This is a genomic window from Streptomyces sp. NPDC048288 (genome assembly GCF_043201555.1).
GTDB lineage: Bacteria > Actinomycetota > Actinomycetes > Streptomycetales > Streptomycetaceae > Streptomyces.
Window position 1 is genome coordinate 421,620 of the sequence record NZ_JBICZD010000006.1, and the last position, 14,144, is coordinate 435,763.

General features: G+C 72.3%; 16 protein-coding genes and 1 pseudogene. 5 read left to right on the forward strand and 12 right to left on the reverse strand.

The genetic code is table 11. From position 1 onward, the window contains the following. Positions 1-7: 7 nt before the first annotated feature. Complete coding sequence (locus ACGFZS_RS23875) at positions 8-520, forward strand: Lrp/AsnC family transcriptional regulator (protein ID WP_393796812.1); 513 nt, start codon at positions 8-10, stop codon at positions 518-520. A 301-nt stretch (positions 521-821) separates the two neighbouring features. Next, positions 822-1,655, forward strand: a complete 834-nt coding sequence (locus ACGFZS_RS23880) for a CAP domain-containing protein (RefSeq protein WP_393796813.1) — start codon at positions 822-824, stop codon at positions 1,653-1,655. Here ACGFZS_RS23880 and ACGFZS_RS23885 read toward each other — a convergent pair. The 10 genes from ACGFZS_RS23885 to ACGFZS_RS23930 all read right to left on the reverse strand — a co-directional run bounded on the left by ACGFZS_RS23885 (position 1,585) and on the right by ACGFZS_RS23930 (position 10,574). Continuing rightward, on the reverse strand, positions 1,585-2,724 hold the full coding sequence (locus ACGFZS_RS23885) for an MSMEG_0565 family glycosyltransferase (protein WP_393796814.1): 1,140 nt from the start codon (positions 2,722-2,724) through the stop codon (positions 1,585-1,587). The genes ACGFZS_RS23880 and ACGFZS_RS23885 overlap by 71 nt on opposite strands. Before the next feature lie 21 nt (positions 2,725-2,745). Next, positions 2,746-3,582, reverse strand: a complete 837-nt coding sequence (locus ACGFZS_RS23890; RefSeq protein WP_393796815.1) for a carbon-nitrogen hydrolase family protein — start codon at positions 3,580-3,582, stop codon at positions 2,746-2,748. Next, positions 3,579-4,430 carry a carbon-nitrogen hydrolase family protein gene (locus tag ACGFZS_RS23895; protein ID WP_355707409.1) on the reverse strand — a complete coding sequence of 284 codons (852 nt, stop codon included), beginning with the start codon at positions 4,428-4,430 and terminating at the stop codon, positions 3,579-3,581. Before ACGFZS_RS23895 ends, ACGFZS_RS23890 begins: the two co-directional genes overlap by 4 nt. Next, positions 4,427-5,959 carry an MSMEG_0567/sll0787 family protein gene (locus tag ACGFZS_RS23900; RefSeq protein WP_393796816.1) on the reverse strand — a complete coding sequence of 511 codons (1,533 nt, stop codon included), beginning with the start codon at positions 5,957-5,959 and terminating at the stop codon, positions 4,427-4,429. The genes ACGFZS_RS23895 and ACGFZS_RS23900 overlap by 4 nt, the downstream gene beginning before the upstream one ends. Further along, positions 5,929-7,026, reverse strand: coding sequence for an MSMEG_0568 family radical SAM protein (locus tag ACGFZS_RS23905; RefSeq protein WP_393796817.1), 1,098 nt, complete (start codon positions 7,024-7,026; stop codon positions 5,929-5,931). The genes ACGFZS_RS23900 and ACGFZS_RS23905 overlap by 31 nt, the downstream gene beginning before the upstream one ends. A gap of 12 nt (positions 7,027-7,038) precedes the next feature. Further along, positions 7,039-7,563, reverse strand: coding sequence for an MSMEG_0572/Sll0783 family nitrogen starvation response protein (locus tag ACGFZS_RS23910; RefSeq protein WP_393654069.1), 525 nt, complete (start codon positions 7,561-7,563; stop codon positions 7,039-7,041). A 58-nt stretch (positions 7,564-7,621) separates the two neighbouring features. After that, positions 7,622-8,437, reverse strand: a complete 816-nt coding sequence (locus ACGFZS_RS23915; protein WP_393796818.1) for an amidohydrolase family protein — start codon at positions 8,435-8,437, stop codon at positions 7,622-7,624. 16 nt (positions 8,438-8,453) lie between these two features. Beyond that, complete coding sequence (locus ACGFZS_RS23920) at positions 8,454-9,803, reverse strand: MSMEG_0569 family flavin-dependent oxidoreductase (RefSeq protein WP_393796819.1); 1,350 nt, start codon at positions 9,801-9,803, stop codon at positions 8,454-8,456. Beyond that, positions 9,800-10,105 carry an MSMEG_0570 family nitrogen starvation response protein gene (locus ACGFZS_RS23925; protein WP_359225799.1) on the reverse strand — a complete coding sequence of 102 codons (306 nt, stop codon included), beginning with the start codon at positions 10,103-10,105 and terminating at the stop codon, positions 9,800-9,802. Before ACGFZS_RS23925 ends, ACGFZS_RS23920 begins: the two co-directional genes overlap by 4 nt. A gap of 316 nt (positions 10,106-10,421) precedes the next feature. Next, positions 10,422-10,574 carry a CsbD family protein gene (locus tag ACGFZS_RS23930; RefSeq protein WP_393797015.1) on the reverse strand — a complete coding sequence of 51 codons (153 nt, stop codon included), beginning with the start codon at positions 10,572-10,574 and terminating at the stop codon, positions 10,422-10,424. A 192-nt stretch (positions 10,575-10,766) separates the two neighbouring features. Between ACGFZS_RS23930 and ACGFZS_RS23935 the strand changes: the two are divergent. Next, positions 10,767-10,850 (forward strand): annotated as a pseudogene (locus ACGFZS_RS23935) (DUF6131 family protein); the annotation flags it as partial. A gap of 259 nt (positions 10,851-11,109) precedes the next feature. Continuing rightward, a complete protein-coding gene (locus ACGFZS_RS23940) occupies positions 11,110-11,511 on the forward strand; it encodes a cupin domain-containing protein (RefSeq protein WP_393654075.1) in 402 nt (133 codons plus the stop codon). Positions 11,512-11,565: 54 nt separating this feature from the next. On the opposite strand, the gene ACGFZS_RS23945 is transcribed toward ACGFZS_RS23940, so the two are convergent. Continuing rightward, on the reverse strand, positions 11,566-12,165 hold the full coding sequence (locus tag ACGFZS_RS23945) for a muconolactone Delta-isomerase family protein (RefSeq protein ID WP_393796820.1): 600 nt from the start codon (positions 12,163-12,165) through the stop codon (positions 11,566-11,568). Positions 12,166-12,459: 294 nt separating this feature from the next. Here ACGFZS_RS23945 and ACGFZS_RS23950 point away from each other — a divergent pair, with 294 nt between their 5' ends. Then, positions 12,460-13,266, forward strand: coding sequence for an MBL fold metallo-hydrolase (locus ACGFZS_RS23950; protein WP_393654079.1), 807 nt, complete (start codon positions 12,460-12,462; stop codon positions 13,264-13,266). 37 nt (positions 13,267-13,303) lie between these two features. Here the strand turns inward: ACGFZS_RS23950 and ACGFZS_RS23955 are convergent, their stop codons facing one another. Further along, entirely contained in the window at positions 13,304-13,999 is a 696-nt protein-coding gene (locus tag ACGFZS_RS23955; RefSeq protein WP_393796821.1) for a type 1 glutamine amidotransferase domain-containing protein, read from the reverse strand. Positions 14,000-14,144: the final 145 nt, after the last annotated feature.

A 14,144-nucleotide genomic window follows, 5' to 3' on the forward strand; every position in this document is an offset into this window, starting at 1 on the left:
TCGTCGCATGGACGACATCGACCGCGAAATTCTTGCGGAGCTCCAGCGGGACGGCCGGCAGACGATCACGGAGCTGGCCGAAAAGGTGCGGGTGAGCGTGTCCCGCTGCCAGCGCCGACTGCGAGAGCTGGAACGCAGTGGCGTGATCAGCGGCTACCACGCCACCCTCAACGGCGCCGCCGTCGGGCTGGGCTTCGAGGTGCTGGTCTTCGTGCACCTGCGCCACGGCGACCGCGAGCAGCTCACGGCTTTCGACGAAGGACTGGCGGCCATCCCCGAGGTGATCCAGGCGGAGCGCCTGTTCGGCACCCCCGACTACCTGCTGCGGGTGGTGACCGAGGACCTCGATGCCTACCAGCGCCTCTTCGAGGAGAAGCTGGCCACACTGCCCAACGTCAACCAGCTGTCCTCGACGATCGTCATGAAGCGGGTGATCGCCACCCGCCCCATGCCCGTCCAGGGAACGAATGGTTGCGTGACATCCATCACAGCTGATCCCGGACCTAGCCGTACCGGATAGTAGAAGGCACTCTGACGACATAAAGGATTTGTCCGGCTTGGGGTGCACAAGGATCACGCGTGGATTCACGGCTTTCCGTCCGCGAACTACTTTCATCCGTTCTGCGCGCACACAGGGATTCTGACGGGGCGACAGATCTCCGGGGAGGTCCCGGAGGCCGCACCGGCATCCCCCACTCCCCCGGCAAGAGCCGCGCAAGCCTACTAAGCGAGCTAGTACAGACGCCCTTTGCGCTCCTTCCAAGGGCGTCTTAACAATGGCGACCCGCAGGACGACGCCGCAGTTCAGGAGCGGGTTACGCATGGGCAGACATCGTAAGAACACGCAGTACCGGCGGATAGTCATCGCTGCCGTCGCCGTGGGCGCCGTGGGCATACCGTCCGCCGCCATGGCCTGTACCAACTGGCCCGGCAGTGGTGACGGCCGGTCCGACAGTGCCGCGAACAGCGCGACGAACGCCTCGTGGAACAAGAAGGGCTGGTGGAACGACGCGAGCTGGGGCCGTCCCTGGGACGCCGTCCAGACCGGCGAGCCCTCGTCGACGGCATCGGCGACACCGAGCGCCACGAAGACCCCGAGCGCCAGGAAGAAGACTCCGCACGCCCCCGCGAGCGCCAGGAAGACCACCGCGCCGAAGCCGAGGGCCACCGCGTCGCCCAGCGCCCGGAACACCACCACCGCCGCCGCCTCTGCCGCGGCCCCGAAGCCGTCGAGCACGCCGAGCGCGTCGAGCACCCCGAAGACCACCGGCACGGCGTCCGGCGTCGTCGCCCGCGTCGTGGCACTCGTCAATGCCGAGCGCGGCAAGGTCGGCTGTTCCGCCCTGACCGTGAACACGACCCTGTCGAAGGTTGCACAGGCACACAGTGCGGACATGGCGCTGCACCAGAACATGTCGCACACCGGGTCCGACGGCTCCTCGCCCGGGGACCGGATCACCGGCGCCGGGTACACCTGGAGCACCTACGGCGAGAACGTGGCCTACGGCTACGCCACTCCCGAACAGGTCATGGCGGCCTGGATGGCCAGCCCCGGCCACAAGGCCAACATCCTCAACTGCGCGTTCAAGGAGATCGGCGTCGGTCTCGCCCAGCCCGGCGGCTACTGGACCCAGGACTTCGCCGCCGCCCGCTGAGCGAGCGGTACAGGGTCAGGTGCCGCCGGGCCGCCTCGGGCCAGGTGTGGGCGGCGGCCAGCTCGCGTCCGGCGGCCCGCCTGGCCGGGTCCTCGGCCGTGAGGGCGTGGCCGAGTCCGGCGGCGAGCTGGGCCGGCGTGGTGGCGAAGCGGGCGGCGGGGCCGAAGACCTCGCGCAGGACGGGCAGGTCCCGTACGACCAGGGGGACGCCGGCGGCGAGGGCTTCCATGGCGGCGAGGCCGAAGCCTTCCTTGCGGGAGGGGAAGGCGAAGGCGTCGGCGGCCGCCACCAGGGCGGGCAGGTCGGAGTCCGGTACCGGGCCCAACACGACCGGTTCCACGCCGAGTTCGGCGGCCCGGGCCTCCCAGCGGGTGCGGTAGTCGCGGTAGTCGAAGAGGGTCTCGCCGCCCGCGATCACCAGCCGTACACCGGGGTGGTCGGCGCGCAGCAGCGCGTACGCCTCCAGCAGGTCGAGGGAGCCCTTGCGCGGTTCGATACCGCCGACGGTCAGGAGGTAACGGCCCAGGCGGGAGCGCCAACTCGCCCTCGCCGTCGGGTCGGTGGCCGCGAAACGGTCGTAGGCCACGCCATTGGGGATCACCTCCGCGGTCAGCCCCCAGCCTTCACGCAACTCCCCCGCCACGGCCGTCGACACGCAGACGTGCGCGTACGGCTCGACGATGGCCCGCTCATGGCACGCGGCCAGTTCGGGGGTGGTGAAGTGGTCGATGTGGTGGACCGTGCGGACGCAGGGGCCCACGGCGTTGGCGCTGATGCAGTCCTGGGCGTGGACGATGTCGTAGGGGGCGGGGTCGAAGGCGTCGCGAAGGGTGGCGATGGAGCGCAGGACGCGCCGGCCGACGGTCTCGTCGGCGGGGCCGTCGGCGAACGGCACGATCCGGAGTCGTACGGCCGGACTCACCGGCCGGAAGAAGCCGGTGTCGCCGCCCCGGCCCAGGGTCCACACCGTGACGTCCTCGCCGAGCGCCGCCAGGGCCTCCGCGAGGTGGAGGGTGTGCACGACGCCGCCGCGCGGCCTGGTGGAGTAGCTGAGCAGGGCGATCTTCACGAGGGTGCTCCCGGGGGCAGGTTACGACGGGTTCTCGCGGTAGGCGGAGGGGCGGCGCTCGTCGAGGTGGCGCAGGACGCGGCGGGCGCGGTCGATCTCGGCGGCCACGTCGACCTCGGCCACCGCGAGGCCCGCCTTGGACCAGGTGCGGGCGAGGATGTCGCCGCCGGGGCCGACGACCTTGGCCTGGCCGAGGAAGCGCATGCCGCCCATCGCGCCGGTCTGGTTGGAGGAGGCGAGGACGAGCTGGTTCTCGGCGGCGCGGGCCTGGTCGTAGAGGTCGAAGAGCCTGGCCTGGCGGTCCTGGGCCATGCGCGGGGCGCGGTTGGTGATGGAGGTGGGCCAGGCGGAGAGGCAGGCGAGGATCTCGGCGCCGTCCAGCGCGAGGGAGCGGGCGGACTCCGGGAAGGTCTTGTCGTAGTCGATGAGCATGCCGAGGCGGCCGACGGGGGTGTCGAAGGCGTCGAAGCGGTCGCCGGGCGTGTAGGCGGCGGTCTCGCCGGCCGGGAGGTGGACCTTGCGGTGGCGGCCGAGGACGCCGTCGCCGCTGACGCAGACGGCCGCGTTGTGGCGTTCGTCGCCGGCGTCCTCGCAGTAGCCGACGCACACCACCATCTCGGCGGCCAGCCGGGCCACCTGGTGGATCAGCGGGTCGTCGGGCTTGAGCGCCGGGGGCAGGGCCTCGGGGTCGGGGTGGCGCAGGTCGGCGAGGTAGCCGCCGAGGGACGCGTCGGGCAGGACCAGCAGTCCGGCGCCGGCGGCGCGCGCGTCGTCGATCAGCTTGGCGATGCGGGCGAGGTCGAACTCCAGGTCGCGGCCGAAGTGGGCGGCCGCGGCCGCGATCCGGACGGTGCTCATGTGCTGACTGCTCCCGCGTACGTATAGGTCTCGGGCCGCCGGTCGCGCAGGTGCCCCATCGACCGGCGGGCGGTCCGAAGGGCCTGGGCGACGTCGAGTTCGGCGACGGCGATGCCGGCCGTGACGCCCGTGTCGGCGAGGATCTCGCCGCCGGGGTCGACGACCTTAGCGCTGCCGACGAAGCGTAGCGACCCGAAGGTGCCCGCCTGGTTGGCCGACAGCCACACGATCTGGTTCTCCAGGGCGCGGGCCCGGTCGAAGAGGTCGAAGCGGCGCTTCCAGCGGTCCTGTTCGAGGTCGGCGACGGCGTTGGTGCGGGCGCCCGGCCAGGCCGACACGCACACCCCGATCTCGGCGCCGTCCAGTGCCAGCGCCCGGGCGGACTCCGGGAACGCCTTGTCGTAGCAGATCATCATCCCGATCCGGCCGACCGGGGTGTCGAAGGCGTGGAAGCGGTCGCCGGAGGCGTAGGAGGCGTCCTCGCTCAGCGGCTGGTGCACCTTGCGGTGGTTGCCGAGGACACCGTCGCCGGTGACGCAGACGACGCTGTTGTAGCGGTTGCCGTCGGTGTCCGCCTCGCAGTAGCCCGCCACCACCGTCATCTCCCCCGCCAGCGCGGCCAGTCGGCGGATCTCGGGGCCGTCCAGGGCGAGGGCGGGCGGGCCCTCGTCGAGTTCCGCGGAGTCGTCGAGGCTGAGCAGGTAGCCGCCCAGGCACGCCTCCGGCAGGGCCAGCAGCCGTACGTCCTGCTTCCGTGCCTCCTTGATCAGCCGTTCGGCGATCGTGAAGTCCTCTTCCAGGTCCCGGCCGAACTCGGCGGCGACGGCGGCCATCCGCAGCGTGCTCATGCGGCTCCCATCCCGGTCACTCCTGAGGCGACCGCTTCGGTGATCTCGCCGTCGGGCCAGCGCAGCCCGACGCCTTCTCCTGTGGTCAGCGCGCCGCACACGGCGCCCGTGGCCGGTCCGGCGGGCAGCGGCGGGGCGCCCGGTCCGTCGGCGGTGAGCATCGCGTAGCCGGGGAAGCAGGTCAGCCAGTCGCCGACGGTGGCCTCGGGCGGTCGCGGTACGGCGGCCACGTCGAGCACCGCCCGGCAGCCGCTCGCCTCGGCGAGCATGCCGAGGGTGCCTGCGATCCCGGCCATCGACACGTCCTTGGCCGCGGCGGGCCGGGCGACGGCCACCGCGCCGGTCATGGCGCGCAGTTCGGCCGTACGACGGTGGCTCGTCGAGTCCCACTGGCGGCCCCGGTAGCCCGCGCGCCAGCCGCCGCCGAGGTCGGCGGTCAGCCGCACCTCGTGCCCAGGGCGTCCGCCGCCGCCCGGCACCGGACGCGCCGTCCGGCCCAGCGCGGTCACGGAGAGGGCGGCGGGGACGCCGAGTTGGGTGTGGCCGCCGAGCACCGGGACGTCGTACGCCCGCGCCGCCCGCGCCAGTCCGTCCAGCACCCGGGCGGCATGGGCGGCGTCCCGCGCACCCACCGCGTCCAGCAGTCCGAGGGGTGAAGCACCCATCGCCGTAAGGTCGTTGACGTTGACGAGGACGGCGCACCAGCCCGCCCAGCCGGGGTCGCGCTCGACCATGGACGGCACGATCGCGTCGCACGCGGCGATCACGTCGGTGCCGGGCACGGGCGCGCCGTCGTCGCCGACGAATCCCCCGCCGCCGAGGGCGGCCCGTGCCCCGGGCAGGGCCCCGCCGACCGGGTCCCGCCGCCGGGCACGGGCCGCCGGCTCGCGCAGGCCCGCCAGCAGCGGACCGAGGGCGGACTTCACCGCCGCCGCCTGGGCCGCGATGCGCCCGATGGGCCAGCGCATCAGCGTGTGCGGCGTGTCGGCGACTTCGACCGCGCGTACGGAACGCCAGCCGAGCCGCCGGAACAGGGGTTCGCTCCGCACCTGGACGGTCGCGTCGAAGCGCAGCACGCCCTCGGCCTCGGCCCGCGCGCACGCGGCCCGTACCAGCGCGGCGCCGATGCCCCAGGGGCCGCGGGCGCCCGGCGCGACGACGAGCCGGCCGCCCGCCCACCAGCCGAGGTCCGGGCCGTCCGCCACGGGCCCCAGCCGCACCCCGCCGAGGACCGTGCCCGCGGCGTCCTTGGCGACCAGCACCAGGGTCCGCGGGTCGGCGTCCCGATCGTCCAGGTCGTGGCCGTCGAACAGCCCCTGTTCGTGCACGAACACGTCCCGGCGCAGCCGCCGGTAGTCCGCCAATTCAGCTTGTGTGCCTGCCTCTTCGACTCGGAAGGAGGCCGTGCGAGCGAGGGTGTTCCGGTCGCCCAGCAGGGCCAGGATGTCGTACGGCCGCTCCAGGGCCGGCTCCGGGGATCCGTCGAGCAGCACTCCCCTCACCCGCCCGCCGTCGACAGCACGCTGCACGCCCCGCAGGCCGCGCACCCCGCCCTCTGGTCGGCGCCGCGCATCCCGGCGGCCCGCAGCCCGGCGGCGACGCCCTCGGTGACGTACCGCAGCAGCTCCGCACTCGGGGCCCTGATCCCCTCGCGGGCGGCGAGGGTGCCGCCCATCGGGCGGAAGGGGACGACGAAGGGGTACACCCCCCGTCGGATCAACTCGCCCGCGCCCGCGATGAGTTCGTCCGGGTTCTCGCCGAGGCCGACGAGGAGGTACGTGGAGACGCGGTTGGGTCCGAAGACGCGGACCGCCTCGTCCCAGGCGGCCTCGTACTCGGCCAGCGGGACGGTCGACTTCCCGGGCATCCAGCGGCGGCGCACCGCGTCGTCCAGGGACTCGACGTGGATGCCGATCGCGGTGGCCCCGGCATCGTGCAGGGCGCGGATCCAGGCGAGGTCGGCGGGCGGTTCGCACTGGACCTGGACGGGGAGGCCGGGGACGGCCCGCAGGACGGCGCGCACCGACCGTACGAGGTTGCGGGCGCCGCGGTCCGGGCCGGTGGTGGTGCCGGTGGTCATGACCATCTGCCGGACGCCGTCGAGCCGTACGGCGGCCTCGGCGACCTCGGCGAGCTGCGCCGGGGTCTTGGCGGCCACCGTGGCACCGGAGCGCAGTGACTCCTCGATGGTGCAGAAGCGGCAGCGGTCGGACTCGGCGTAGCGGATACAGGTCTGGACGACGGTGGTGGCGAGGACGTCGGCGCCGTGCAGGCGGGCGATGTGCTCGTACGGGACGCCGTCGGCGGTGGTGAGGTCGTAGAACCCCGGGCGCTGTACGGGGGTGAGGGTGAGGCCGGTGTCCGTGAGCTGTCCGGTCTCCTCGCCCAGCCACACCCTGCCGTCGCGGACCCGGTAGGGGCTGTCGGGGTTGCGGGGAAGCGCGGCACCGGCACCGTCGACGAGGACGTGTCCGTCGTCGCTGGGTCCCGCGCCGTCGGGCCGTCGCACGGGCGTGTCCAACGCGATTCCGTGCAGGGCGAGTTCGGCGCGGGTCATGATCCGCACATCCACCGTCGATCCGGTGCCGGTGCTCATCGCGGGGTCTCCCTACAGCTGGTAGGTGGAGTTGATGATGGCGCCCTTGCGCGCGTAGTGGATCAGCGCGTCCTGGACGTCCAGGGGGTGGGTGGGGATGACGCCCTCGATGAGGTCCTCCTCGCGGGCGCCGTGCAGCGACAGGCCGAAGCGGCAGCAGAAGACCTTGCCGCCCTCGGCGATGAACGTCTTGAGCTGGTTGTTGATGTTGTGCTCGCCGGGGAAGGCGGAGTTGCCGGTGGTCGGGAAGCCGCGGGTGGCCAGGCAGTTGAGGGAGCCGGGGCCGTAGAAGTAGATGGCGGTCTCGAAGCCCTTGCGCAGGGCGCGGGTCGCCTGGAGCACGGCGACGAAGGACACCGAGGACTCGTGGGCGATGCCGTGGACGAGGGTGAAGTAGGTCTCGCCGTCCTCGGCCTGGTAGTCGGGGAAGACCTTGGTGGAGCCGTAGATGCTGGAGCCCTCGGGGAGGGAGGGGTGCGGGATCTCGTCGAGGGACTTCTGCTCGACGTCGCTGAGCTGGGCGGCGGTTTCGGACACGGGGATCTCCTTGCGCGAGGCGGTGGTTGGCGAGGGGGTGGTCGGCGAGGGGCGTCGGTCAGTCGTAGAGGGCGGCGAAGGTGTCGCGGAAGACGAGGTCGGCGAGTTCGCCGCCGCCGGTCGCGGCCGCGAGCCGGGCGTACTCGCCGGTGAAGTCGCCCCAGGGCTGGTCGCTGGCGAAGAGCACGCGGTCGTGGCCGATGCCGCGCTGCTCGATCTCCCGGGCCAGCCAGTACGGCAGGAAGCCGATGGCCCAGGAGAGGTCGGTGTAGACGCGCTTGCCGGCGGTGATCCAGTCGAAGAACCGGGAGCCGGCGAGCTTGATGTGACCGCTCATCCCGCCGCCGAAGTGCACGAGATGGACGGGGACCCGGTCGGCGTACCAGTCGACGAGGTGGCCGACCTCGTCGATGTCGGAGGCGGCGCCGGGCGAGGTGTGGACGTGGACCACCAGCCCGTGCCGGGCCGCGGTGGCGAAGATACGGTCCAGCGGCGGGCGGCAGGCCGGGTCGGTGGGACGGCCGCCGAGCAGGAAGCTCAGCTTGAGCGCCTTCACCCCGGGCTCGCCCGCCAACGCCAGTGCCTGCGCGGTGCGTTGCTCGTCCTCGGGGCGCGGTGAGACCCACAGGCCGGCCCGGATCCGGTCGTCGGACTGGGCGGCCTCGATCGCCAACTCGTTGAAGGAGAAGGCGATGGCGGGGTCGGGGACTCCGTAGTTGGGGATGACCAGGGCGCGTTCGGTGCCCTCGGCGTCCAGGTCGGCGATCAGCTGCTTGATGGTGGCGCGGGCGGTGGTGTCGGGGTGGACGGGCGGGCCGCCGTAGAAGGGATGGGCGGGCAGGACACCGATGTGCCGGTGGGCGTCGAAGACCATGGTCCGCAGGGGCCCTTCAGCCGATCGGGAGGGCGGAGGCTAGGGCGCTGGGCGCGCCGGTGAGGGTGCCGCAGACGTCGGCCAGGCGGCGCGAGGCGTCGATGTGGTCGGCGAGGAACTCGGCGTCCCGTCCCACCGCCTCGAACCGGCCCGAGCCCCAGGTGTACTGCCAGGGCAGGCCCAGGAAGTACAGGCCGGGAACGCTGCCGACGCCGCGCCGGTGCATGGGGTAGCCGCGGCCGTCGAAGGCGGGGATCTCGATCCAGCGGTGGTCGCGGGCGAAGCCGGTGGCCCAGACGACGGAGGTGACACCGGCCTCGGTGAGGTCGAGGACGCCCGGCTGGTCGTCCGGCTGCCACACGGGCCGGTAGCGGGCCTCGGTCGGCGCCGGGATGCCGGCCGCCTCGATGTGCGCGTCGATGGCGTCCTTGATGCTCTCGGCCACCCCGTCGGCGTGGTCGAGGTTGGTCTTGAGGTCGTCGGCGAACTCCAGCACCGGTCCCTCGACCTCCGTGAGGCGGCCGTACAGGCGCATCCCGTCGCGGGCGAAGGCCCGCAGGTCGATGTCGCGGCCTCCGTCGCGGCCGGTGACGTAGTGGTTGACCCGCAGCCGCACCGCGTCGGCGTCGTCGAAGCCGTCGATGTTCTTGGTGTAGTGGCCCATGTCGTCGAGCCAGGCCACGCAGTCGCGGCCCCGGTAGAAGCGGGCGACGCGCGGCGCGCTGCCGACCGCGAGGTGGACCTGGCGGCCGGCGAGGTGGAGGTCCTCGGCGATCTGGCAGCCGGACTGTCCCGTGCCGACCACGAGGACGGCGCCGTCGGGGAGTTGGTCCGGGTTGCGGTAGCCGGAGGAGTGGAACTGCTCGATGGCGGCGGGCAGTCGCTCGGCCGTCCGGGGCAGCTTCGGCGTGTGATAGGGGCCGGTGGCGACGACGACCTGGTGGGCGGTGAACTCCCCTGCCGTGGTGGTGACTTCGAAGACGCCGTGCGCCGACCGGCGCAGCCGGGTCACCGACACGCCTTCCACCAGCGGCGGCCGGAAGGCGGCGACGTACTCCTCCAGGTAGCGCACGATGTCGTCGCGGACCATGAAGCCGTCGGGGTCGCTGCCGGTGTAGGGGTGACCGGGCAGCCTGCACTGCCAGTTGGGGGTCACCAGGCAGAAGGAGTCCCAGCGGCGCTCGCGCCACTCGTGCCCGACGCGGTGGGCCTCGATCACCACATGGTCGACACCGCGCTCGCCCAGGCAGTGACTGACCGACAGTCCCGCCTGGCCGCCGCCTATCACGACCGCCGCGATGGGGGTACCGCCCAGGTCCTTCAGACTCTGGGGGAGGGCTCCGTCGAGCCGGGGTACGGGGGTCATCGTGGGGTTCCGTCCGCGTTGAGGAGCGCCTCGACCAGGATCCGGCCCTCGGCGGGGAAGGCGCGGACACGGGCCGTCTCCTCAAGCCGCTCCAGCTGACCGGAGGCACCGGTGCAGAAGAAACCGAATTTCTCCCGTACCCTCTCACCGGCGATTCCGAGCGCCGTCCGACTGCGCTCCAGGAAGTCGTCCACCGTGTACTCGGTGCCCACCGTGAAGTAGTCCTCGATCACCGTGGAGGGGGAATAGCAGCGCTGGACGTCACCATCGGGCCAGCGCACGTCGAAATACATCTCGGGCATGACATCCTCCATGCCTGGCGCCGGGTTCCTCACCCCTCGCCGCTGCGTGTGACCACTACTTCAGCCAGCGGCGATTGCCGAACCAATTCATCGGGACTAAAGGGGAGTTACGTAAACCTCACGCGGGTGCGGTCCGGGCTTCGTCGAATGTGCCCCGGAGGCAAATTCCCGCCCGCGCGAGGAGACCGACGAGATGCACAGGGCCGGGATCACCGCATTCATCGGGCCCCTGGCCCCTCCTGGACCAGGAGACGGACGACGTGGCGGTACGAAGGAGCGGGCCTCCGAAGGGAGAGCCCGCCCGGTGGTCGACTTGTCAGCGCTTGAAGACGTCCTTCGTCTTCTCCTTGGCCTGACGGGCCGCGCCCTTCGACTTCTTAGCCTGCCCTTCGGCCGTCATCCGCTCGTTGCCCACGGCGCGGCCAACCGTCTCCTTACCGTGCAGGCCGCGGACAGCCTGGTCGCCCACGTCATGCGGACGCTCGCCGCGACGTTCGACCAGCACCGGAAGGAGCTCGAAGAGCAGTGGAGCCGAGGCGGGGACGCCGACACCGAAGCGCCGCGTACGGCGCTCCGCCACTACCGCTCGTTCTTCAACCGCCTGCTGACCAGCTGAAGAACCCGGGCGGGCCACCCTCACCCCACCATCAGCGGCCGACACGTCATCCTGCTCGTGATCGGGCTCGTCCTGTTCGTCCTCGGCTCGCTCGGCCACGCGGTCGCCGGCCGACGCCACTACTGGTAGCCGGTGCGGAGATCAGGGTCGGCGGCGGAGACGTAAGGCGTCCTGGGCCTGCGCACCTGCACGGAGAGGACGGTAGCCGACCGTGCCCGCGCCAGGCATCCGGATTTGGGCCGCCGCCCAGGAGGGGGGTACTGCCCCTACCTGGAACAGCCTTGCCTTCCTCATCCGTGTGACCAGCGCTTCCATTGATCGTGCCGGCGCCCGTCCTGGAGAACGGCCCGGCCGCCTGACCGCACCAGCACGAAAGAGACGTTTCACGATGGAACTGTTGAAGAAGCAGCCGACGGTCAAACTGCCGGCCGAGTGGTTCACCGGGGACGCATGGGCCGACGTCCTCCACCGCGGCGAGGATCCCTCCCGTGTCCGGGCCAACACGGTCCGCTTCTCCCCCGGTGCGCGGACCGCCTGGCACTCCCACGGTCTGGGCCAGGCCCTCTACATCGTCGAGGGCATCGCCCTGATCCAGTCCCGCGGCGGAGAGATCCTCGAAGCCCGTCCGGGCGACGTGGTCTGGACTCCGCCGGGCGAGGAGCACTGGCACGGCGCCGCGCCCGACCACTTCATGACGCACATCGCCCTGTGGGAGACGGACGACGTCGACTGGCTGGAGCACGTCGGCGACGCCGAGTACGGCGGCCCCCGCCAGGGCACGCGCGCCTGACCTTGTTCGTTCCGTCGGCGGCGCGGACAAGGTCGTACCCCCGCGCCGAGGCCGTCAGCCCTCGCGCGGCCCGAGCCCGGGATCGTTCGGGTGTTCGGTCAGTGGTGTCGTCTCCGTGGAGAGCCACGGCGCCTGGGGAAGCGAGTCGAGGACGATCCGCAGGTCGGCGGGGTCACGGGCGCGCCACAGGCCGAGCGCCCTGTCGCCCGGGGTCTGCCACAGCCGGACCAAGTGGCCTTCTTCGGCCAGCTCCTTCGCACGGGCCGCCTCCGCCGGGGCCGTGTCCGCCAACGCCCGCGACGGGGCGCCCTCGGCGGCGAAGGCGACCAGGAACTCCCGGGCCGCGCCCGCCGCCCCTCGCGAGGCCGGGCCCGGGTCGTTCGGGTGCGGGGTGAGCGGTGTGACCTCGTCGCTGCGCCAGACACGCAGCGGCATGGCGGCGAGGAGGTCCTCCAGGCGTGCCGCGTCCGGGGCGGCGAACAGCCCGAGGGTGCGCCACTCGCCGGGCCGCAACGGCGGCCGCCAGAGCCTCAGCAGGTGGCCCGCCGCCGCGAGCCCGCGGGAGTTGGCGGCCTCACGCGCGCGGACGTCGTCGACCTCCTCCGGAGAGGTTCCCTCCGGGACGCGGGTGGTCATGGTGACGAGGTATTCCATGGCGGATCGCCCTCCGGCCCCGAGACTCCCGGCCCCGTCGACGGCCGTGCCGGCCGGGGCCGGAGCCCGTCGGCCCGGTTCGGCGCCCGGAAACGTTGTGCCGCTCCACCGTCTCGCACCCGGAGGGCGATCGCATCCGCGCCGGGGACGTCCGGTACCGCACGAGGCTCGCCGCACCGCGCTCGCCGCACCGCGCCGACAGCGTCCGGGCGGTCGTTCGCCGTGCCCGCCCGCCGTCGGTGAGGAAGCCTGGAGTCCACCGTCGGCGGTCCACGTCATCAGCGAGGTGCGGTCATGGCTCACACTGTCGGTCCTGAACGCCGGCCCTGTGCCGTTGCGGTGCTGGGCGGGCCGACCACCGTCATCGACATCGGCGGGCTGCGCCTGGTGTGCGATCCGACGTTCGACGAAGCGGGCGCCCACGGCTGTCTGACCAAGACGGCCGGCCCCGCGGCGACCGAGGCGGACCTCGGTGCCGTCGACGCCGTACTGGTCAGCCATGACCCGCACCCCGACAACCTGGACACCAGGGGACGGGCTTTCGCGCTCCGGGCTCCGCTCGTGCTGACCGGTTCTGCCGCGGCCGGGCGGCCGGGCGCACCCGCGCAGGCGCTCGCGAACTGGGAGACCGCCCGCGTCGTCCGGCCCGACGGCGGGGCGCTCGACATCACCGCCGTTCCGGCCCAGCACGGGCCGGACGACGGGGAGCGCGACCAGGACGGGCACGTGAACTGCGAGGTGACCGGCTTCGTCCTGAGCGGCGACGGCCTGCCGACCGTCTACGTCAGCGGTGACAACGCCTCCGTGGGTGTCGTCGCCGAGATCGCCCGGCGCCTGCCGCGGATCCATGTCGCGGTTCTCTTCATGGGGGCGGCCCGCGTTCCTGCCAAGATGCGCGGGCGCCCGCTGACGCTGTCCGCGGAGCGGGCGAGCGCCGCCGCGTCGGTGCTGGGCGCGCCCGTCGTGGTTCCCGCCCACTGCGACGGCTGGGCCCACTTCAGCGAGGAGCGCGCCGACATCGCGAACGCGTTCGACGACGCCGGACTCACCGGATGCCTGCGCGTGGCGCAGAACGGCACCTGGATCGACCTGCCGTTCTGACCACCGACCAGTCCGCCGGACCCGGCCGACGCCGCGCTCACTTGAGGAGCACGAGCAGCCGGTCCGCGAGGACCGCGGACGAGTGCGGGTTCTGACCGGTGATGAGGTTGCGGTCCTCCACCATGTACGGCTCCCAGATCGGACCGCGGCTGAAGTCGATGCCGACCTTCTCCTTCAGCTCGGTCTCCAGCAGCCACGGCGCCCTGGGGGCCAGGCCGACGGCTGCTTCCTCCTCGTCGGTGAAACAGGTGATCCGGTACCCGGCGAAGGGCGACTCACCGTGGATCCTGGTGGCCAGGATCGCCGCGGGGGCGTGGCAGACGATGGCGAGCGGCCTGCCGGAGGCGAGCTGTGCCGTCAGCAGCCGGCCGACGTCGGCGTCGAAGGCCAGGTCCGCCATCGGTCCGTGGCCGCCGGGCAGGTACACCGCGTCGTAGTCCTCCAGGCGGACGTCCGACAGCTTGAGAGGCCGCCGCATCACCTCCGCGGAACGGATGATGGCCTCCAGTTCGAGGGCGCCCTCCTCACCGCCCGCCATCGACGGGCGCAGGCTCATCATGTCGACGTTCGGGGTCACACCGCCCGGCGTCGCGACGACGACGTCATGGCCGGCCTCCGTGATCTTCTTGTACGGCATCGCGAATTCCTCGGCCCAGTAGCCGGTCGCGTATCTCGTGCCGTCCTTGAGGACCCAATACGTCGCCCCGCTCACGATGAAGAGCACTTTCGCCATCGCACTCAGCCTCCTCGCCACGCCTTGCTCGATGAGGAATCCGATGAGGAATCCGATGAGGAACTCGACCGCCTTCCAGCCTAGGCACACACGTGCCGAGACGCATTTGAACAGCTCTCCCACGATCCGTCCGGGCCGCCGAACT